Source organism: Bradyrhizobium sp. B120 (assembly GCF_049075665.1).
Classification (GTDB): domain Bacteria; phylum Pseudomonadota; class Alphaproteobacteria; order Rhizobiales; family Xanthobacteraceae; genus Bradyrhizobium.
Map to the genome: position 1 here is coordinate 7,394,021 of NZ_CP185242.1, position 20,499 is coordinate 7,414,519.

The window sequence follows — 20,499 nt, forward strand, 5'->3', positions numbered from 1 at the left end:
CCTAGACCCGGCCGAGCGCGAAGCCGCGCGCGATGTAATTGCGGACGAACCAGATCACCAGTGCGCCGGGGATGATGGTGAGCACGCCGGCCGCGGCAAGCAGGCCCCAGTCCATGCCGGCAGCCGAGACCGTGCGCGTCATGATCGCTGCGATCGGCTTGGCCTGCACCGAGGTCAGCGTGCGCGCCAGCAGCAGCTCGACCCAGGAGAACATGAAGCAGAAGAAGGCGGCGACGCCGATGCCGCTCGCGATCAGCGGCACCAGGATCTTGATGAAGAAACGCGGGAACGAATAGCCGTCGAGGAAGGCGGTTTCGTCGATCTCGCGCGGCACGCCGGAGACGAAGCCTTCGAGGATCCACACCGCCAGCGGCACGTTGAAGATGCAGTGCGCGAGCGCGACCGCCCACGGCGTATCGAACAGGCCGATCGCCGAGTACAGGTTGAAGAACGGCAGCGCGTAGACCGCCGCCGGCGCCATACGGTTCGACAGCAGCCAGAAGAACAGGTGCTTGTCGCCGAGGAAGCGGTAGCGCGAGAACGCATAGGCCGCCGGCAACGCCACCGCGATCGAGATCACGGTGTTGATGACGACATATTCCAGCGAGTTGATGTAGCCCGAATACCAGCTCTCGTCGGTGAAGATGCGCCGGTAGTGCTGCAGCGTCGGCGTATGCGGCCACAGCGTCATCGTCGAGACGATCTCGGCGTTGGTCTTGAAGCTCATGTTGACGAGCCAGTAGATCGGCAACAGCAGGAAGATCAGGAACAGCGCCATGATCAGGCGGCGGCCGGGGATCGAATGCATCACGCCGCTCCTTGCTTGACCGGGCGCTCGGAGCCGGCATTGGTCATCACGGTGTAGAACACCCAGCACACGATCAGGATGATCAAATTGTAGACCAGCGACAGCGCCGCGGCCTTGCCGAGGTCGAACTGGCCGAGCGCGATCTTGACGAGCTCGATCGAGACGAAGGTCGTCGAGTTGCCGGGACCGCCGCCGGTGACCACGAACGGCTCGGTGTAGATCATGAAGCTATCCATGAAGCGCAGCAGCACCGCGATCAGCAGCACGCGGTTCATCTTCGGCAGCTGGATCGCCTTGAACACCGCCCAGCGCGAGGCGCCGTCGATCTGCGCCGCCTGGTAGTATGCGTCGGGGATCGACTTCAGGCCGGCGTAGCAGAGCAGCGCGACGAGGCTGGTCCAGTGCCAAACATCCATCACGATCACTGTGACCCAGGCGTCGACCTCATTGGAGACGTAGTTGTAGTTGAGGCCGAGGTGGTTCAGCACATAGCCGAGCAGGCCGATATCGGGACGGCCGAAGATCTGCCAGATGGTGCCGACCACGTTCCACGGAATCAAGAGCGGCAGCGCGAGGATGACGAGGCAGGCCGCGACGCTCCAGCCCTCGCGCGGCATCGACAGCGCGACGATGATGCCGAGCGGCACCTCGATCGCAAGGATCACCGCAGAGAAGAACAGGTTGCGGCCGAGCGAGGCCAGGAAGCGGCCGCCGAGATCGGTCGAGGGATCGAGCAGTTCCTTGAACCAGCCGACGCCGTTCCAGAAGAACTGGTTGTTGCCGAAGGTGTCCTGCATCGAATAGTTCACGACGGTCATCAGCGGCAGCACCGCCGAGAACGCGACCACCAGGAACACCGGCAGCACCAGGAACCAGGCTTTTTGGTTGATGGTCTTGTCCATCAGGCGACCCCTTCGACCAAATGGCTGTCGGCATAGACGTGGACGTTGGCGGGATTGAAGATCAGGCCGGCGGTATCGCCGGAGATCGAGAAGCCCGGCGGCACGCGCGCCGCGAGTTTGGTGTTGCCGACGCGGACGCGGGCGAACTGGATACGGCCGAGATCGTCGATCCGCTCGATGGTGGCCGACAGCAGCCCGGACGCGGGTGCCGCGACATCGACAAATTCAGGCCGCACGCCGATCTCGATCTTCTTGCCGGCCGGCAGCACACCATAGTTTCGATGCAGGCCGATGACATGGCCGTCGATCCGCGCCTCGTGGCCTGAGACCTCGGCGGGCACGATGTTCATGCCGGGCGAGCCGATGAAGTAGCCGACGAAGGTATGCGCCGGCTTGTCGAACAGTTCGGCCGGCGTGCCGCTCTGCACCACGCGGCCGTCATGCATGACGACGACGGTATCGGCAAAGGTCAGCGCCTCGGTCTGGTCGTGGGTGACGTAGATCATCGTGAGGTCGAGCTCGCGATGCAGCGCCTTTAGTTTCGAGCGCAGCTGCCATTTCAGCTCGGGATCGATCACCGTCAGCGGCTCGTCGAACAGCACGGCGGCGACGTCGGAGCGCACCAGGCCGCGGCCGAGCGAGATCTTCTGCTTGGCGTCGGCGGTGAGCCGCGTCGCCTTGCGATTGAGGTACGGCGTGAGGTCGAGCAGATCGGCGATCTGCTTGACCCGGGCATCGACCTCGGCCTTGGCGACGCCGCGGTTCTTCAGCGGGAAGGCCAGATTCTGGCCGACCGTCATGGTGTCGTAGATCACCGGGAACTGGAACACCTGCGCGATGTTGCGCTTCTGCGTCGACAGCGGCGTGATGTCCTGGCCGTCGAACAGGATCTTGCCGCGCGACGGCGTCACGATCCCGGAAATCAGGTTCAGCAGCGTGGTCTTGCCGCAGCCGGAGGGCCCGAGCAGCGCATAGGCGCCGCCCTGCCGCCAGGTCATCGTCACCGGTTTCAGCGCAAAGGATTCCAGCGGCGCGTCGTTGCCGCTGTAGGATTGCGCGAGATCGACGAGGTCAATGCGAGCCATCGGGCATCTCCCTCAATTGCTCTTGCTGGCTGACACGCGTGCCGCAAGCGAACTGCCATACAATTCGCTTGCAAACGCGGTCGCGGGCGACGCGACCAGGCGGTCGGCGGCGTCAAACACAAAGATGTTCTCGGGATCGAGCGCCGCCTCGAGCACCTGCCCGGGTTCATATTCGTGCACGCCGTGCAGCACTGCGACCCAGTTCGAATCGTGGACATGAACGTGCACAAAGCTCTCCGACCCGGTGATCTCGGTCACCGTCACGGTGGCGGAGAATTTGTGGCGGCCGGGCACGATGCTCCCGACCTCGAGCTGGTGCGCGCGGAAGCCGATCTTGTACGTGCCGTCAGGCAGATTGGCATACAGCCCGGCCGCGGGCGCCTGCTCGCCGCCGGCATAGATCACCCGGTCGCCCTTCTTCTCGATGCCGATGACGTTGAGCGGCGGATCGGAGAACACCTGCGCGACCCGCAGCGTGTCGGGATGGCGGTAGACCTTCGGCGTCGCGCCGATCTGCAGCGCCTGGCCTTCCCACATGCACACCGTGTCGCCGCCGAGCAGCAGCGCTTCGGACGGTTCGGTGGTGGCGTAGACGAAGATCGCACCCGATGCCTCGAAGATCCGCGGCAGCTCGGCGCGCAGCTCCTCGCGCAGCTTGTAATCGAGGTTGGCGAGCGGCTCGTCGAGCAGCACGAGGTCGGCGCCCTTGACCAGCGCGCGCGCAATCGCGGTGCGCTGCTGCTGGCCGCCGGAGAGCTGCAGCGGCGTGCGCTTCAGATAGGGCTCGAGCCGCAACAGGCTGGCCGCTTCGGCCACCCGCTGCTCGATCTCGGCCTTCGGCTTGCCCTGCACCCGCAGCGGCGAGGCGATGTTCTCGTAGACCGTCAGCGAGGGATAGTTGATGAACTGCTGATAGACCATCGCCACCGAGCGCTGCCGCACGTCGGCGCCGGTGACGTCCTTGCCGTCGACCAGCACGCGGCCGGTGGTCGGCTTGTCGAGGCCGGCGAGCAGCCGCATGATCGAGGTCTTGCCCGACAGCGTCGGCCCGAGCAGCACGCTGAGCGTGCCACGCTCCAGCGTCAGCGAAACATCGCGGATGGTCTGGATGCCATCCACGGTTCGCGTGACGTTCTGCAGTGTAACGCTCATGCCCGTCCTCCCGCTTCGCGGAGGGGACGTTCACCTGACACGCGGTTGGCGACCATCCACTCGTCGAGCGCGGCGATTTCACCCGCCGTCATCCGCAAGCCCAGCTTGGATCGTCGCCAGACGACATCGTCCGCGGTCCGCGCCCATTCGTTCGCCATCAGGTACCGGACTTCACTCTCCGTCAAGGTGGCGCCGAAGGCGCGGCCGAGGTCATCAGCCGTTGCTGCATTGCCCAAGACCTTGCTGGCACGCGTGCCATAGGCGTGGGCGAGACGGTTGGCGTGGGACTGCGCGAGGAACGGATAGTTGCGAACCAGCTCGGCGCTCAGCGCTGCGACCGCCGAGACGTCCATGTCACCGCCGGGCAGCGGCGCCTTGCCGGTCCAGCCCTCCTGCGCTTTCGCGCCGCGGAGATAGGGCGACAGCCGCTCCAGCGCCTCTTCGGAGAGGCGGCGATAGGTGGTGATCTTGCCGCCATAGATCGACAGCAGCGGCGCACCGCCGGGCGTATCGAGCTCGAACACGTAGTCGCGGGTCGCGGCCTTGGCTTCGCTTGCACCGTCGTCATAGAGCGGACGCACGCCGGAGTAATTCCAGACCACGTCCTCCGGCTTCACCGGCTTGGCGAGGTACTCGCTGGCGGAGGCGCAGAGATACTCGATCTCTTCGCGCGTCGCCTTCACCTCGGCCGGATCGCCGTCATAGTCGCGATCGGTGGTGCCGATTAGCGAGAAATCGTTCTGGTAGGGAATGACGAAGATGATGCGGCCGTCGGCATTCTGAAAGATGTAGGCGCGGTCGTGGTCGTAGAGCTTCGGCACAACGATATGCGAGCCCTGCACCAGCCGCACCTTGGCCCGCGCGTTGACGCCGACGCCGGTGGCGAGCACCTGCTCGACCCAGGGACCGCCGGCGTTGACCAGCACACGCGCCTTGATGGTGTCGCGCGCGCCGGTGGCGCCGTCCTCGACCGTGACGTGCCAGACGCCATCGATCTGCCTGATCTCGACCGCGCGGGTGCGGGTGCGAATCTCGGCGCCGCGATCGGCGGCATCGCGCGCGGTCAGCGCCACCAGCCGCGCGTCGTCGACGAAGCAATCGGAATATTCAAAGCCCTTGGTGTAGCGCCCTGGGATCAGCGGCTTGCCGACCACGTCACGCGTCAGGTCGACCGAGCGCGTCGCCGGCAACAGGTGCCGGCCGCCGATATGGTCGTAGAGGAAAAGGCCGAGCCGCAGCAGCCACGCCGGGCGCAGGCCCGAATGGTGCGGCAAAACGAAACGCAGCGGACGAATGATATGCGGCGCGATCTGCCAGAGGATCTCGCGCTCGATCAGCGCCTCGCGCACCAGACGAAACTCGTAATACTCGAGATAGCGCAGGCCGCCATGCACGAGCTTGGTCGACCAGGACGACGTTCCGCTGGCCAAGTCATTCATTTCACAGAGGAAAACAGAATTACCCCGGCCCGCAGCATCGCGCGCGATGCCGCAGCCATTAACGCCGCCTCCAATGATGGCGAGGTCGTAAATTCGGTCCAAAGAACGCTTCCCCCGGCAACCGTTTTCGCTTTGACGGTTTTACTTTCGGATTGAAGTAGATCACAACCGAAAACGAAAGCAAAGTGAAAATAGGGAACTTTAACTGGGGATTTTTTGGGCGGATTGATCGCGGAATGATGGACAGGCTCACCCAATCTGACCCCGCGCTATCGCTTAACCTGTCACCCCCGCGCAATGGCGTAGCCATTGTCGCTGGAGGTGCGAGCGTCAGCGAGCCTCGAAGGGTGCACGGCCCCGCCGGTGGCCGTCGACCCTTCGAGACGCGCTACGCGCTCCTCCAGCGACAAAGGCGAAGCCTTTGTGCGGGGGTGACGGAATTGGAAGAGAAGGCGCGGTTACCTCGCCGACGCGGAGAGGACGACTTCGCGCTACGCGCTACGCGCTGCGCAGCGTCGCGGGTGCGGCGTCGGCGCCGTTGTCGTCGATATCGGCTTGCGGCTTGTCCATCGCGACGACCACCTCGATGCCGCGGCTGTGGCAGATGTTGGCGAGGCCTGCGGGCAAGGGCGAATCGGTGACGAAGGTCTGGATCTGGCTCATATGGGCGATCCGCACCGGCGCGCTGCGGCGGAGTTTTGTCGCATCCGACACCAGCATCACGTTGCGCGCGTTGGCGATGATCGCCTGCGCCACCTGCACCTCGCGATAATCGAAGTCGAGCAGCGCGCCCTCCTCGTCGATCGCGGACGCACCGATGATCGCGTAATCGACCTTGAACTGGCCGATCAGCTGGGTCGCGGTCGAGCCGACCACGGCGCCGTCGGCGCGCCGCACCGTGCCGCCGGCCACCACCACCTCGATGCGCGGATGACGGTACAGCAGCATCGCGACGTTGAGGTTGTTGGTGATGACCAGCAGGTCCTCATGCGAGGTCAGCGCGCTCGCGACCTCTTCCGTCGTGGTGCCGATATTGATGAACAGCGAGCAGCCGTTCGGAATCCGCGCGGCCGCAGCGGCGCCGATCGCCTTCTTCTCCTCGGCGGCGACGAAGCGGCGCGCCTCATAGGCGAGGTTCTCGACACCCGAGGCGATGATGGCGCCGCCATGGATACGGGTCAGCGACCGCTCGTCGCAGAGATCGTTGAGGTCCTTGCGGATGGTCTGCGCCGACACCTCGAATCGCTTGGCAAGGTCCTCGACCATGACCCGGCCGAATGCGCGTGCGATGTTGAGGATTTCAGTCTGGCGATGGGAGAGTCCGGCCACGGCGGCCCCCTTGAAACGGCAATGGTTGGAGCACGATCCTTTCGGAAAACCGGTTTCCACTTTTCCGGATCGTGCTCTGACCCATGGTGCGACCGTTCGGCACCGAGGTCAACGAGCAAGCATCGCCGGGGTTAAGGACTGCGTTGCAGCAATGTCGAGCCGGCAACGTTTCGGCACAATGCCTCATCAAGCCATTCCCTCACCACGCCATGGCCGATGCAACAAGGCGAATCAATTCCGGATCATCGAATGCCGCGGCGCTGGCGACGGCGCCGGCCGCGAGCAGATCGGCATGACCGAGCCCGGTTCGCATCCCGATCGTCGCGATGCCCGCCGCCGTCGCGGACTGGATGCCGGAGCGCGAATCCTCGAACGCGAGCGAAGCCTGAGCCTGCGCGCCTGCGAGGCGCAGCCCCTCGAGATACGGCAATGGATGCGGCTTGCCGTGCGCCAGTTCATCGCCGATCACGAGCGCCTTGAAACGGTGCGCGATACCTAGTCCCGAGAGCAGCAGTTCGGCGTTCGGGCGCGGCGCGTTGGTCACCGCCACCATCGGCACGCCGGCACGATCGGCACGGTCGAGCAGCGCCAGCAATCCCGGCACCGGCACGATCTGGCCGGAGACCAATTCGCGGAAGATCCGCTCCTTCTCGCCGAGGATGCCGGCGCGGCGGTCGGCCGGCTCGTGGGCGAGGAAACGCTCGCCGATCGACGCGTTGGAAAAGCCTTGCAGCTCCTTGCCGAAGCGCGCGTGATCGAAGCTGTGTCCATGGGGGCCGAGCACCTGGTTGAACGCCGCCAGATGCAGCGGATCGGTGTCGGCGAGCGTGCCGTCGATATCGAACAGCAGTGCTCTGCCTTGTGTCTGCGTCATCCGAAAAACATTTCCGTGAGTTCGGATGCATCAATACAGACTCCAGCGGCGCGCGCAAATGACGCGCCGCCGGGCTTCCGTATCAGGAGGCCAGCTGCAAATCTTGCCCAGTGACAAGCCGTCGCGCGGCGCGCTCGGCCTCGCGTGCATTGCGAAAAATCTGGCCTTCAAGGGCGTGGAAGCGGTGCGAGGCTGCAAAAAACGCGTAACCACCGGTATCGCGCACCACGATACCCGCGGTCTGTGAACTCACTTCGATGACGTAGCAGTCAGACATAGTCGGCCTCGGTTTGATTCCGGCCCGACAACGGTGTCACCGTCTGTTTGTTCCTCGGTTTATTTGCGACGCGAAGCGCAGCTTTTGCGATCAAGCCGCGCTGCGGTCTCAGTTTCGACGCGTTTTCTCGCGCGCCGAATCACAGCGCCTTCGCGCGGAAGACCTCAGGTCGAGATCGTCGCACCATCGCGCTGGATCGGCTGCGGATGGCCCTGCTCGTCGATCGAGACGTAGGTGAAATTGCCGTCGGTGACGAGGATCGACTGCTGCTCGCGGCGGCGCAGCACCCAGGCTTCGAGATGCACCGTGATCGAGGTGCGGCCGACGCGCACGAGGTTGGCGTGCACCGAGACGAGATCGCCGACATAGACCGCTTTGCGGAAGTTCATTGCCTCGATCGCAACCGTCACGGTGCGGGACTTCGCCAGCTTGGAAGCGAACACGCCGCCGCCGACGTCCATCTGGCTGAGCAGCCAGCCACCGAAGATGTCGCCATTGGCGTTGGTGTCGGCCGGCATCGCCAGCGTACGGATGCAGAGATCGCCCTGCGGCTCGTTGCCGCTGATCGGCGGCGCGTGAACATGCGTTTCGGGCGCTTGGGTGTCGGTCACTTGAAGGTCTCCCAGCCTGCGTCGGGTGCGAAACGATCGCCGAATTTCTGCGCCAGCGCGCCCAGCGCGGATACGACACTGTCGACGCCGCGGGTGCGCGCATAGTTGAGCGGGCCGCCGCGGAACGGGGCATAGCCGGTGCCGAAGATCATCGCGCCGTCGACCATATCGGGATCGTCGACGATGCCTTCGCGCAAGGCGGCGATGCAGACATTGGAGATCGGCAGCACCAGGCGGTCGATCATCTCGTCGCTGACTTTCGGACCGGTCTCCGGCAGCGGCGCCTTCTCCGCCTTGCCGTCCTTCCAGGTGTAAAAGCCCTTGCCGGTCTTGCGGCCGAGCTCGCCCTTGGCGACCTTCTCGCGCAGCCAGGCCGGCGTCGGCGGCAGGGTGTCGCCGAACTTCGAGCGCAGCATGTCGCCGACATCGAGGCAGATGTCGAGGCCGACCTGGTCGGCGAGCTCGATCGGCCCCATCGGCATGCCGAACTCGACGGCGGCCGCGTCGATCAGGCGCTGGTCGGTCTTCTCGTCCAGCATCATCATCGCTTCGAGCATGTAGGGCGTCAGCGCACGGTTGACGAGGAAGCCCGGCGAGCTCTGCACCGGCAGCGGCAGGCGGTCGATGGCGCCGACAAAGGCGAGCGCTTCCTTGAGCATCGCTGCATCGGTGCCGTCATGGCTGACGACCTCGACGAGCTGCAGCCGCGACACCGGGTTGAAGAAGTGCAGGCCGAGCAGCCGCTCCGGCCGTGCCAGCGTGGTGCGCAGATCCTGCAAGGGGATGCTCGACGTATTGGTGGCGAGGATCGCACCCTGCTTCATCTTCGGCTCGAGGCCGGCATAGACCTTCTGCTTCAGCTCGAGCTTTTCCGGCACCGCCTCGATGATCAGATCGGCGTTGCGGACGCCCTCGCCGTCCATGTCGGGGATCAGCCGGTCGAGCGCATCGCGCTGGTCGATCTTCCTGCGCATGATCTTGCCGAACAGATCCGCAGCGCGCTTCATGGCGCCCGCGATCGGCTCGGCCTTCATGTCGGCGAGCGTCACGCGCATGTCCTGGTTGGCGCACCAGGCCGCGATGTCGCCGCCCATCGCACCGGCGCCGATGACATGGACGTGCGCAGCCTTGTTGCCGGGGCCTGCCGCCTTCTTCATCTGCTCGCGCAGGAAGAACACCCGGATCAGGTTCTGCGCCGTCGGCGTCACCATCAGATTGGCGAACGACGCCTTCTCCGCATTCAGCATCGCCGAGCGGTTGCCGGCGTGCTTCTCCCAGAGCTCGATCAGCGCATAGGGCGCCGGATAATGCTTGCGCGGCGCAGCCTTCTCGGCCTCGCTGCGCATCCGCGAGGCAAGGATGCCCCGGACCGGACCCAGATTGAGGATCGAGTTGAGCACGCCCGGCTCGGCGCGCTTCAGCCGGCCGAACACCGCATCCTTCACCGCGTTGCGGACGTGGCGCTCCTGGGTGACGGCGTCGACCAGACCGAGCGATTTCGCGCGCCGCGCGTCGATCGTCTTGCCGGTCAACATCAAGGTCATCGCCTGCATCGGGTTGACCAGTTCGGTGAAGCGCACGGTGCCGCCGAGGCCGGGATGCAGGCCGAGCATCACCTCAGGGAAGCCGAACCTGGCATCGTCGATCGCGATCCGCATCTGGCAGGCCAGCGCGACCTCGAGGCCGCCGCCGAGACAGAAGCCATGGATCACCGCAACCGAGGGCACGCGCAACGCCTCGAGCCGGTCGATCACCGCATGGGCACGGCCTATCTCGGTCTCGACCGCCCGCGGATCGCTGGCGCCGCGAAATTCATTGACGTCGGCACCGGCGATGAAGCCGCTTGCCTTGGCCGAGCGCACGACGAGGCCAGTCGGACGCTGGTTTTCCAGCGCAGAGACGATCGCATCGAGCTCCTCGAGCAGATCGGCGGACAGCGTGTTGGCGCTGGTGCCGGCGCGGTCGAACAGCAGCCAGGCAATGCCGTCCTCGTCGCGCGTCAGCTTGAAATTCTTGTAGGCGCTGTCGGGGGCCGGCTTCGGCCCGAGCTCGAGCACGCGGTCGGCGAGAACGTCCATGATCCGTGAATCCATGATCACACCGTCTCTATCAACATCGCGCCGCCCTGCCCGCCACCGATGCATTCGGTGGCGACGCCGCGCCTGGTGCCGAGCCGCTTCATCGCATTGACCAGATGCAGCACGATGCGGTTGCCGCTGGTGCCGACCGGATGGCCGAGGCTGATCGCGCCGCCATCGACATTCAACTTCGCGCGGTCGATCTCGCCGGCCGCGCCGTCGAGCCCCAAAATCTCGCGGCAGAATGTGTCGTCGTTCCAGGCGGCGAGACAGCCGAGCACCTGGGTCGCAAAGGCCTCGTTCAGCTCCCAGGTCTCGACCTCCTGCAAGGTCAGCCCGTTGCGCTTCAGCAGCGCGCTCGCCGACAGCACGGGACCGAGACCCATGATCGAGGGATCGAGCGCCGACCACTGGCTGTCGAGGATGACGGCCTTCGGCGTCAGCCCGTGCTTTGCCACCGCGGTCTCGGATGCCAGGATCACCCACGAGGCGCCGTCGGTGATCTGCGAGGAATTGCCGGCGGTGACCTGGCCCCACGGGCGCTCGAACACCGGCTTCAACTTTGCGAGCGTCTCTGGCGTGGAGTCCGGGCGGACGCCGTCGTCAAGGTCGTAGAACTTGCCGTCGCGGGAGAACGCCGTCTCAACCTCGCCCCTGAGAAAACCCTGCTTCTGCGCGTTGGCCAGCCGCTGATGGCTCTCGGCGGCGTAAGCATCGGACTGCGCACGGGTGATGCCGAAGAGATGGCCGACCTTCTCGGCGGTCTGGCCCATGTTCAGTTCGGTGATCGGATCAGTCAGCCCGCGCTCGAGGCCGATGATCGGCTTGAAGTAGCTCGGCTTCACCTTCAGCGCCGCGGCGATCTTTGCCCCTAACCCCTTGGCGCCGGCAAAGCCGGCAAACCAGCGCACGCCGGAATTGGGCCAGACCAGCGGCGCGTGGCTCAGCGCCTCGGCGCCGCCGGCGAGGATCAAATCGGAGATGCCCTCGCGGATGTAACGGTAGCCGGTGTCGATCGACTGCATCCCGGAGCCGCAATTGATCTGCACCGTGAAGGCGACCATCTGCTCGCCCATGCCGAGCCGGAGCGCCGCGACCCGCGCCGGGTTCATCTCGTCGGCAATCACGTTGACGCAGCCGAGGATGACCTGGTCGAAGGCGGTGGGCGCGAACGGCTGCCGCGCCAGCAACGGACGGCCGCATTGCACGGCGAGATCGACCGGGGTGAACGGGCCGGGACCGGAGCGCGCCTTCAGGAACGGCGTCCGGCTGCCGTCGACGATAAAGACTGGTCGCGCCATCAGCTCGCCGCCCTCTGCTCACCCAGCTCCTGGAAGAACTGATGCACGTCGGCGGTTTTCTTGTAAATCGGGGACAGCGCCTCGGGCGCAAAATCATCGACCTCGATGACCTTGGCCACGGCCTCATGGGCGGCGGCGAGCTTCTCGCCGTCGGCCTCGGTGATGACGCCTTTCTTGACGGCCTCCTTCCAGTCATGCAGCCGCGCCGCGCGCAGCTGTTTGGCCGCATCCTCGGCGTCGGTGACGAGGCGGAAGGCCTTTTCCAGCCGCGCAATGCCGCCGTCGTCCTCGACAAAGGCGAGGTCCGGCGTCAGGCGATCGCGTGCCGCCGACGGCGACAGCACGAGCTGGGCGCAGAGATGCACGACACGGTCCGACGGACCCGTGACGCGCGCGCCGAACGGCTGGATCAGGAATTTCAACATCCACGCCACCGGGCGGTTCGGCAGATTGGCGAGGATTTCCGCAAAGCGGTTCTCGATGGTCTTGAAGCCGGATGCCATGCACCATTGGAGCGCAGGAAGATCCTCCTTCTGCCGCCCCTCGTCCTGCCAGCGTTTCAGCGCGGCAGACAGCAAATACAGCTCGGACAGGATGTCGCCGAACCGCGCGGAGAGCATTTCCTTGCGCTTCAGCGCGCCGCCGAGCGTGAGCAGCGCCATGTCGGCGCACAGCGCGAACGCCGATGAATAGCGCGAGAGCTGGCGATAAAACTCGGTTGCATCGCCGGCATCCGGCGCCGGTGCGAACAGGCCAAAGGTCCAGCTACGGCCCCAGGCGCGGAACATGGTCGCAAAGCTGTGGCCGACATGTTTCCAGAACGCGGTGTCGAACGCGGTGAGCCCCTTGTCGCGATCGGTCTCGCTGAGCGCGTTCATCTCCTGCAACAGATAAGGATGCGCGCGGATCGCGCCCTGCCCGAACACGATCAGATTGCGGGTCAGGATATTGGCGCCCTCGACCGTGATGCCGACCGGCACCGAGCGGTAGAGCCCGCCGAGATAATTCTGCGGCCCGTCGATCACGGCCTTGCCGCCGTGGATGTCCATGGCATCGTCGATCGCGATCCGCATCCGCTCGGTGGCGTGCAGCTTCATGATCCCGGAGATGACGGCCGGGTGATGCCCCTCGTTCAGCGCGGCGCAGGTGAGCCGGCGCGCGGCGTCGAGCAGATAGGCGGTGCCGGCGATACGCGCCAGCGGCTCCTCGATGCCCTCGAACTTGGAAATGGAAATGCCGAACTGTTCGCGGATGCAGGCATAGGCGCCGGTGGTGCGCGCGGCATAGGCGGCGCCGGCGGCCGACAGCGACGGCAGCGAGATGCCGCGGCCGGCAGCGAGCGCCGTCATCAGCATCTTCCAGCCTTGCCCCAAGCGCTCCTGACCGCCGATGATGTAGTCGAGCGGAATGAAGACGTCCTTGCCCCAGTTCGGGCCGTTCTGGAACACCTGCATCGCCGGCAGATGGCGGTGGCCGATCGAGACGCCGGGCAGATGGGTCGGGATCAGCGCAACGGTGATGCCGAGCTCTTCCTCGCTGCCGACCAGGTGATCGGGATCATGGGCCTTGAAGGCGAGGCCGAGCAGCGTCGCGACTGGCCCCAGCGTGATGTAGCGCTTGTGCCAGTTCAGCTTCAGCCCAAGCACCTCGCGGCCTTCGAAAGTGCCCTTGCAGATGATGCCGGTGTCGATCATCGAGGCGGCGTCCGAGCCGGCCTCCGGGCTGGTCAGCCCGAAGCAGGGAATGTCCTGGCCAGCGGCCAGGCGCGGCAGCCATCTGTCCTGCTGCTCCTTGGTGCCGAAGCGCATCAGGAGTTCGCCCGGCCCGAGCGAGTTCGGCACCATCACGGTGACGGCCGCGGTCAGCGAGCGCGAGGAAATCTTGCGCACCACTTCGGAATGCGCATAGGGCGAGAAGCCGAGGCCGCCGAATTCCCGGGGGATGATCATGCCGAAGAATTTCTTGGCCTTGATGAAGCTCCACACCTCGGGCGGCAGATCGCGCCATTCCCAATTGATCTTCCACTCGTCGAGCATCGCGCAGAGCTCGTCGACCGGACCGTGCAGGAAGGCGTTCTCCTCGTCGGTCAATTTGGCCGGCGCGAATGCCAGCAGTTTCGACCAGTCGGGATTGCCGGTGAAAAGATCGGCGTCCCACCAGACGTCGCCGGCCTCCAGCGCCTCGCGCTCGGTGTCCGACATGGTCGGCAGCACGCCACGCGCCCAGGAGAAGATCGGCTTGGACAGGTAATCGCGGCGGAAGCTCATGGTGGGGCCCTCATGGATCGGCGCAGCGGTGGCATGATCCTAGCGGAAAGTGCCGGTCACGGGTGAACACTTCGCCCTGCAAATAAAGCGAAATTGACGCGGCCGAGCCGCCGTTTGTTAACGGCAGGCCACGCGTTCAGTTCCGAAAGCTGAGCTGCGACAATCAGGTAGCCAAGGGTGGCGCCGGCCGCTCGTGCCGGCGCCCCGCTCCCGCACGCTACGCCGGCCCAGCGCCCTGGGTCGCGGTGTAGACCGCGTAGAGCGACTGGCTTGCGGCCATGAACAGGCGGTTGCGCTTGGGGCCGCCGAAGGTGATGTTGCCGCAGACCTCGGGCAGCCGGATGCGGCCGAGCAGCTTGCCTTCCGGCGACCACACCGTGACGCCGTTGTATCCGACCGCGCGGCCGGCATTGCTCGAACACCAGACATTGCCGTTGACGTCGCAGCGGATGCCGTCCGGTCCGCACTTCACGCCGTCGATCGTGAAATCGCTGAACCGCTTGCCGTTGGAGAGCTTGTTGTCGGCACCGACATCGAACACGAAGACGTCACCCTTGCCGCCCGGGCCGGTGTCGCCCGGTCCCTTGCCGGTCGAGACGACATAAAGCTTCTTGTAATCCGGCGAGAAGCAAAGGCCGTTCGGATCCGGCACCTGGTCCTCGGTCACGACGAGATCGATCCGGCCCGACGGATCGATGCGATAGCAATTGGTCGGCAGCTCGCGCTTGGCCGGTGCGAAGCCCGCGGGCTGGCCGATCCGCGGATTGAGCTTGCCGGCGGAATTGCTGGGGCCACCGGCCGCGTCAGGCTCGCCCTCATAGAGCTGGCCGCCATAGGGCGGATCGGTGAACCAGTAGCTGCCGTCGGGATGCGCGACGATGTCGTTCGGCGAGTTCAGCCGCTTGCCCTGATAGTTGTCGGCAAGCACCGTCGCAGTGCCGTCATTCTCGTAGCGCGTCACCCGGCGGGTGAGATGTTCGCAGGAGAGCTGCCGGCCCTGGAAGTCGAACGAATTGCCGTTCGAGTAGTTCGACGGCGTGCGGAAGACGCTGACATGGCCGTCATCCTCCGACCAGCGCATCTGCCGGTTGTTCGGGATGTCGCTCCACAGGAGATAGCGGCCCTGCGAGCTCCAGGCCGGGCCTTCCGCCCACAACAGCCCGGTATGGAGACGCTTGATCGAGGTGTTGGGCTGGGCAAGGTCGTTGAAGGACGGATCGACCGCGATGATGTCGGGGTCCCAGAAATAGGTGGTCGGCGCACCGCGCGGACTGAAGTCGCGCGGCGGGCTGGTGATGGTTGTCGGCGGTCCGACCGGCGCGGGCGCGTTCTGGGCCAGCGCGCTGCTGACGCCGGCTGCGGCAGCGGCCGCCCCCACCGCCAATCCCTGGACAAGCGTTCGTCGTGAAACGTTCGGATCGCGCCGCTCTTCTGTTGGATTGCTCCGCGGTTGGCGTGTCATCGCATCCTCCCACTCTGTTGGCCGGCCGTTGATCCGGCCTGGCGCGCGGGAGGTTAGACTGCTCGCTCGGAGGTTGCGAGTGACGGTTTTTCATCACTGCGGGCGGAAATTTCACATTGTCGTGGTTCCCGCTCCCGTCATTGCGAGGAGCCAACGGGTCGCGCGAACGCGCGCCCGATGACAGGCTCCGCGACGAAGCAATCCATCCGTCCCTGTGCGGAGAGATGGATTGCTTCGCTTCGCTCGCAATGACGGCTAGACGGACAATATCAATCCGGCCGGATCATCTCGAACATGTTTTCCGGCTTGATCTCGAAATAGTCGCCGCGGCGGCCGGCGCGGACGATCGGGTGCGCGAGACCGGTCTGATAGACCCCGTCCTTGATGAAGGCCTTGTCGATGTGGACGGCGACCACCTCGCCGAGTGTCAGCCAGGCCTCGGCCTTCTTGCCGTCGGCGCCCTGGAGCTGGACGATCTGGCTCACTTTGCATTCGAACGAAACCGGGCTCTCGGCGACGCGCGGCACGTTGACCAGCTTGCCGGCGACCTGCGTGAGCCCTGCGAGCTTGAACTCGTCGACCTCGCGCGCGACATGCGCCGCGGTCGCATTCATGTGCTTGGCGAGATCCATCGTCGCCAGGTTCCAGACGAACTCGCCGGTGTCCTGGATGTTGGCAACGCTGTCCTTCCAGTTGGTGGAGGAGAAGCCGATGATCGGCGGCACGTAGCAGAAGGCGTTGAAGAAGCTGTAGGGCGCGAGGTTGACGTTACCGCCCGCATCACGCGAGGAGATCCAGCCGATCGGCCGCGGCGCCACGATGGCGTTGAACGGGTCGTGCTTCAGGCCGTGGCCGTTCTTCGGCTCGTAGAAATGTAGGTCTTTTGCGGTCACGGAGAGCCCTCTCACGGTAGCCCGGATGGAGCGCAGCGCAATCCGGGACCAGTCTCACAAGTGGAAGCATCCCCGGATTACGCTGCGCTCCATCCGGGCTACGATTTCGCTTCGCTTGCAATGCGGGAAGAGTCAACTGACGAAAACGTCAGTGCCGGCGCTCAATTGGCGCGGGCGCGCGGCGACAGGCCCGCGATCACGAAATCGATCATCTGGTCGATGGTCGGGCCCGGCTTGGTGGCGCATTGGGCGATCATCTGCGGGTGGAAGAACCGCATCATCGCCGTGCAGGCGCAGAGCGCTGCGAGCTCCAGGTCGTTGACCTCGAATTCACCCGAGGCCACGCCTTGCGCGATCACCTCGCCGATCGTCTGGCCGATCAGCTCCATATGGGCGGTGCAGACCTCCCAATCCTCCTGCATCGCGATCTCGACCATCTCGTGCAGCTTGGAATCGCCGACATAGCGCTCTGTGTTCATGCGATTGATGGTCGTCATCATCTGGCGCAAGCGCGCCGCGGCAGGCCCTTCCGACCGGGCAATCCGCTGCGCCTCGACCTCGACCTCGCCCATCAGGCCGCGCGCCACGCCCTCGTGGATCGACTTCTTCGAATCGAAGAAGCGATACACGTTGGCGGGGCTCATCCGCAGCTCTTTGGCGATGTCGGCGACCGTGGTCTTCTGATAGCCGATCTGCCGGAACAAGCGCTCCGCCACCACGAGAATCCGCTCGCGGGTGTCGGTTTCGCTATGTTCCTGGATCAGCGTCATATTGGCCTGCTCAATGTTCAATTATTCAGCCGCTTCAGCAAGCGGAAATGCGTGTTGCGCATTGCCGGCATGCTGCGGCGCAGTATCGGTTTGCTCGGGGCCGCTTTCGTCCAAGGTCTTGCGGAACCAGAGGGCGTAAAGGCCCGGCAGATACAGCAAGGTCAGGAAAGTCGCAACAAACAAACCGCCCATGATGGTGATCGCCATCGGGCCCCAGAACGCCGAGCGCGACAGCGGGATCATGGCGAGGATCGCCGCGAGCGCGGTTAGCACCACGGGCCGGGCGCGCCGGACGGTGGCCTCGACGATCGCTTCGCGCCGGGTCAGGCCGGAGGACACGTCGCTCTCGATCTGATCGACCAGGATCACCGCGTTGCGCATGATCATGCCGGCGAGCGCGATCAGGCCGAGCAGCGCCACGAAGCCGAACGGCTGGTTGGCGACGTTCAACCCGAGCGAGGCGCCGACGATGCCGAGCGGCGCGGTCAGGAACACCAGCGTCAAGCGCGAGAAGCTCTGCAGCTGGATCATCAGCAGCGTCAGCATCACCATCACCATCACGGGGAAGAGGATGAAGATCGACGCATTGCCCTTGGCGGATTCCTCGAACGCCCCGCCCGGCTCGATCCGGTAGGCCGGCTCGAGATGGGCCTGGATGTCCTTCAGCTTCGGCGCGATCTGGTTGGTGACGTCGGGCGCCTGCACGCCGTCGACGACGTCGGAGCGCACCGTGATCGCCATGTCGCGGTTGCGCCGCCACAGGATCGGTTCCTCATGCGCATATTCGATCTTGGCAATCTGCTGCAGCGGCACCGCGACGCCGTTGCGCGTGGTGATGGTGAGATCGCCGACGCGGCCGAGATCGAACCGCTCGGACGGCACCGCACGAGCCACCACGCCGACCTTCTCGATGCCGTCGCGGATCGTGGTGACCGGCGCGCCGGTGATCAGCATCGCCAGCGCCTGCGAGACATCCTGCGGGGTCAGGCCGAGCGCGCGCGCCCGATCCTGGTCGACGGCGAGTTTCAGGTAGGGCGACTGCTCGTTCCAGTCGAGCTGGACGTCCTTGACGTTCTTGTTCTGGCGCATCACCTCGCGCACCTGGTAGGCGATGTCGCGCACCTTGTTGGCGTCGGGTCCGATCACGCGGAACTGGACCGGGAAACCGACCGGCGGACCGAAGTTGAAGCGGTCGACCCGGACCCGCGCCTCGTTCAGCGCGCCGTCGGCGGCGGCCTGCTCGATCTTCGCCTTGACGCGCTCGCGCGCCTCGACGTTCTTGGCGAGGATCACGATCTCGGCAAAGGCCTCGTTCGGCAGCTGCGGATTGAGGCCGAGCCAGAAGCGCGGCGAGCCCTGGCCGACATAGGCGGTGTAGGTCTGGATGTCCTGGTCGTCCTTCAGGAGCCCTTCGGCCTGCTTCACCGCCTTCTCGGTCACGTTGAAGGCGGTGCCCTCGGGCAGACGGAGTTGCAGGAACAGCTCGGGCCGCTCCGACAGCGGGAAGAACTGCTGCTGGACGTGGCCGAAGCCGACGATCGCGGCGACGAAGACGCCGACGGTTGCCGCCACCACCTTGATGCGGTGATCGACGCACCACTGCACCACGTTGCGCAGGCCCCGATACATCCGCGTCTCGTAGATCGCGTGCGGATCGTGGTTCTGGTGCACCTTGATGTTCGGCAGCAGCTTGACGCCGATATAGGGCGTGAAGATCACCGCGACGAACCAGGAAGCAACCAGCGCGATCGCCACGATCCAGAAAATGCCGCCGGCATATTCGCCGACCGCCGAATTGGCAAAGCCGATGGGGAGGAAGCCAGCGGCTGTGACCAGCGTCCCCGTGAGCATCGGAAACGCAGTAGATTCCCAGGCAAAGGACGCCGCCTTCATGCGGTCCCAGCCCTGTTCCATTTTCACCACCATCATCTCGACCGCGATGATGGCGTCGTCGACCAGGAGGCCGAGCGCAATGATCAGCGCGCCGAGCGTGATGCGGTGCAGATCGAGCGACATCGCATTCATCACGATGAAGACGATGCCAAGCACCAGCGGCACCGAGAGCGCCACCACGATGCCGGTGCGCCAGCCGAGCGCGACGAAGGAGACGAACAGCACGATCGCGAGCGCCTCGACGAAGGAGTGCACGAACTCGCCGACAGCGTGCTCGACCACCTTGGGCTGGTCGGCGATCTGCTGGATATCGACGCCCTGCGGCACCGCCTTCATGAACTCGGCGGTGGCCTGCTGGACCTCCTTGCCGAGCTCGAGGATGTTGGCGCCCTTGGCGGTGACGACGCCGATGCCGAGCGCGGGCTTGCCTTCCTGACGCACCCTGAAGCTCGGCGGATCGACATAGCCGTGGCTGACGGTTGCGATATCACCGAGCCGGAACACGCGACCGTTGCTCTCGACCGGCGTTTCGGCAACCGCCTTGACGCCGTCAAGCGCGCCGGTGACGCGCAGCGGCACGCGCTGCGAGGAGGTCTCGACCGTGCCGGCCGGGGTGACGTTGTTCTGCTTGGCGAGCGAGTCGAACAGCGCCTGCGGCGTGATGCCGAGGGTGGCGAGCTTGGCGTGCGAGAACTCGACGAAGATGCGCTCGTCCTGGGTGCCGTAAAGGTCGATCTTGGTGACGCCGGGCACTTTCAGCAGGCGCTGGCGGAAGCCTTCCGCGACCTTCTTGAGCTGCGCGTAATTGGCGCCGTCGCCGGTCATCATATAGAGGATCGAATCGACGTCGGAGAACTCGTCGTTGACCACGGGTCCGAGGATGCCGGAGGGCAGCTCGCCCTGCACGTCGACCAGCTTCTTGCGGATGAGATAGAAGAGATAGGGCACGTCCTTCGGCGAGGTCGAATCCTTGAAGGAGACCTGCATCGCGGTGAAGCCCGGCTTGGAATAGGTCTGCACCTTGTCGAAGAACGGCAGCTCCTGCAGCTTCTTCTCGATCGGATCAGCGACCTGCATCTGCATTTCCTGCGAGGTCGCGCCCGGCCACATCACCGAGACGTTCACCACCTTCACGGTGAAGAACGGATCCTCGGCGCGGCCGAGCTTCCCGTAGGAGAAGTAACCGGCGACGCCGAGGATAATCATCAGGAACAGCACCAGCGTCGGATGGCTGACCGCCCAGGCCGAAAGGTTGAAGCGCTTCATCGAACTCTCCAAGTTCTAGACCAGGTCCCAGAACCGATTTCGCTGCACCCGTCATTGCGAGGAGCGTCAGCGACGAAGCAATCCACACTTGT

Annotated in this window: 17 protein-coding genes; all 17 read right to left on the bottom strand. The window is 65.1% G+C overall.

The window, feature by feature from the left end:
• Position 1: 1 nt before the first annotated feature.
• Positions 2–808, bottom strand: a complete 807-nt coding sequence (locus ACOIX3_RS34385; protein WP_021075985.1) for a carbohydrate ABC transporter permease — start codon at positions 806–808, stop codon at positions 2–4.
• Complete coding sequence (locus tag ACOIX3_RS34390; protein ID WP_420966509.1) at positions 808–1,710, bottom strand: carbohydrate ABC transporter permease; 903 nt, start codon at positions 1,708–1,710, stop codon at positions 808–810. Before ACOIX3_RS34390 ends, ACOIX3_RS34385 begins: the two co-directional genes overlap by 1 nt.
• Positions 1,710–2,795 carry an ABC transporter ATP-binding protein gene (locus ACOIX3_RS34395; protein WP_420966510.1) on the bottom strand — a complete coding sequence of 362 codons (1,086 nt, stop codon included), beginning with the start codon at positions 2,793–2,795 and terminating at the stop codon, positions 1,710–1,712. The genes ACOIX3_RS34390 and ACOIX3_RS34395 overlap by 1 nt, the downstream gene beginning before the upstream one ends.
• 12 nt (positions 2,796–2,807) lie before the next feature.
• Positions 2,808–3,947 carry an ABC transporter ATP-binding protein gene (locus tag ACOIX3_RS34400; RefSeq protein WP_420966511.1) on the bottom strand — a complete coding sequence of 380 codons (1,140 nt, stop codon included), beginning with the start codon at positions 3,945–3,947 and terminating at the stop codon, positions 2,808–2,810.
• Entirely contained in the window at positions 3,944–5,488 is a 1,545-nt protein-coding gene (glpD, locus tag ACOIX3_RS34405) for a glycerol-3-phosphate dehydrogenase (protein WP_420966512.1), read from the bottom strand. Before glpD ends, ACOIX3_RS34400 begins: the two co-directional genes overlap by 4 nt.
• On the bottom strand, positions 5,383–5,643 hold the full coding sequence (locus ACOIX3_RS34410) for a hypothetical protein (protein ID WP_420971978.1): 261 nt from the start codon (positions 5,641–5,643) through the stop codon (positions 5,383–5,385). The genes glpD and ACOIX3_RS34410 overlap by 106 nt, the downstream gene beginning before the upstream one ends.
• A 241-nt stretch (positions 5,644–5,884) precedes the next feature.
• Entirely contained in the window at positions 5,885–6,715 is an 831-nt protein-coding gene (locus tag ACOIX3_RS34415) for a DeoR/GlpR family DNA-binding transcription regulator (protein WP_092124510.1), read from the bottom strand.
• Positions 6,716–6,914: 199 nt separating this feature from the next.
• Positions 6,915–7,589, bottom strand: coding sequence for an HAD family hydrolase (locus tag ACOIX3_RS34420; RefSeq protein ID WP_420966513.1), 675 nt, complete (start codon positions 7,587–7,589; stop codon positions 6,915–6,917).
• Between the two features lie 82 nt (positions 7,590–7,671).
• A complete protein-coding gene (locus ACOIX3_RS34425; protein ID WP_420966514.1) occupies positions 7,672–7,866 on the bottom strand; it encodes a hypothetical protein in 195 nt (64 codons plus the stop codon).
• A gap of 164 nt (positions 7,867–8,030) precedes the next feature.
• A complete protein-coding gene (locus tag ACOIX3_RS34430; protein WP_097673013.1) occupies positions 8,031–8,384 on the bottom strand; it encodes an acyl-CoA thioesterase in 354 nt (117 codons plus the stop codon).
• Between the two features lie 89 nt (positions 8,385–8,473).
• Positions 8,474–10,570, bottom strand: a complete 2,097-nt coding sequence (locus ACOIX3_RS34435) for a 3-hydroxyacyl-CoA dehydrogenase NAD-binding domain-containing protein (protein ID WP_420966515.1) — start codon at positions 10,568–10,570, stop codon at positions 8,474–8,476.
• Between the two features lie 2 nt (positions 10,571–10,572).
• Complete coding sequence (locus tag ACOIX3_RS34440; protein ID WP_420966516.1) at positions 10,573–11,856, bottom strand: acetyl-CoA C-acetyltransferase; 1,284 nt, start codon at positions 11,854–11,856, stop codon at positions 10,573–10,575.
• A complete protein-coding gene (locus ACOIX3_RS34445; RefSeq protein WP_420966517.1) occupies positions 11,856–14,123 on the bottom strand; it encodes an acyl-CoA dehydrogenase in 2,268 nt (755 codons plus the stop codon). The genes ACOIX3_RS34440 and ACOIX3_RS34445 overlap by 1 nt, the downstream gene beginning before the upstream one ends.
• A 217-nt stretch (positions 14,124–14,340) precedes the next feature.
• A complete protein-coding gene (locus ACOIX3_RS34450) occupies positions 14,341–15,585 on the bottom strand; it encodes an SMP-30/gluconolactonase/LRE family protein (protein ID WP_420966518.1) in 1,245 nt (414 codons plus the stop codon).
• A gap of 269 nt (positions 15,586–15,854) precedes the next feature.
• The gene (locus ACOIX3_RS34455; RefSeq protein ID WP_420966519.1) at positions 15,855–16,478 is read right to left on the bottom strand and encodes a flavin reductase family protein; all 624 of its coding nucleotides are present in this window, start codon (positions 16,476–16,478) and stop codon (positions 15,855–15,857) included.
• A 161-nt stretch (positions 16,479–16,639) separates the two neighbouring features.
• Positions 16,640–17,248 (bottom strand): TetR/AcrR family transcriptional regulator, encoded by a 609-nt coding sequence (locus tag ACOIX3_RS34460; protein ID WP_420966520.1) that lies wholly within the window; start codon positions 17,246–17,248, stop codon positions 16,640–16,642.
• 21 nt (positions 17,249–17,269) lie between these two features.
• Positions 17,270–20,407: an efflux RND transporter permease subunit gene (locus ACOIX3_RS34465; protein WP_420966521.1), complete on the bottom strand. Its 3,138-nt coding sequence runs from the start codon at positions 20,405–20,407 to the stop codon at positions 17,270–17,272.
• Positions 20,408–20,499 lie beyond the last annotated feature (92 nt).

Bases quoted from the DNA above. Each gene is read 5' to 3' on its own strand.
- ACOIX3_RS34420 (WP_420966513.1), bottom strand. From the start codon at position 7,589: ATGACGCAGACACAAGGCAGAGCACTGCTGTTCGATATCGACGGCACG.
- ACOIX3_RS34435 (WP_420966515.1), bottom strand. From the start codon at position 10,570: ATGGATTCACGGATCATGGACGTTCTCGCCGACCGCGTGCTCGAGCTC.
- ACOIX3_RS34460 (WP_420966520.1), bottom strand. From the start codon at position 17,248: ATGACGCTGATCCAGGAACATAGCGAAACCGACACCCGCGAGCGGATT.
- ACOIX3_RS34445 (WP_420966517.1), bottom strand. From the start codon at position 14,123: ATGAGCTTCCGCCGCGATTACCTGTCCAAGCCGATCTTCTCCTGGGCG.
- ACOIX3_RS34390 (WP_420966509.1), bottom strand. From the start codon at position 1,710: ATGGACAAGACCATCAACCAAAAAGCCTGGTTCCTGGTGCTGCCGGTG.
- ACOIX3_RS34440 (WP_420966516.1), bottom strand. From the start codon at position 11,856: ATGGCGCGACCAGTCTTTATCGTCGACGGCAGCCGGACGCCGTTCCTG.
- ACOIX3_RS34450 (WP_420966518.1), bottom strand. From the start codon at position 15,585: ATGACACGCCAACCGCGGAGCAATCCAACAGAAGAGCGGCGCGATCCG.
- ACOIX3_RS34385 (WP_021075985.1), bottom strand. From the start codon at position 808: ATGCATTCGATCCCCGGCCGCCGCCTGATCATGGCGCTGTTCCTGATC.
- ACOIX3_RS34395 (WP_420966510.1), bottom strand. From the start codon at position 2,795: ATGGCTCGCATTGACCTCGTCGATCTCGCGCAATCCTACAGCGGCAAC.
- ACOIX3_RS34465 (WP_420966521.1), bottom strand. From the start codon at position 20,407: ATGAAGCGCTTCAACCTTTCGGCCTGGGCGGTCAGCCATCCGACGCTG.
- ACOIX3_RS34425 (WP_420966514.1), bottom strand. From the start codon at position 7,866: ATGTCTGACTGCTACGTCATCGAAGTGAGTTCACAGACCGCGGGTATC.
- ACOIX3_RS34400 (WP_420966511.1), bottom strand. From the start codon at position 3,947: ATGAGCGTTACACTGCAGAACGTCACGCGAACCGTGGATGGCATCCAG.
- ACOIX3_RS34430 (WP_097673013.1), bottom strand. From the start codon at position 8,384: ATGCCGGCCGACACCAACGCCAATGGCGACATCTTCGGTGGCTGGCTG.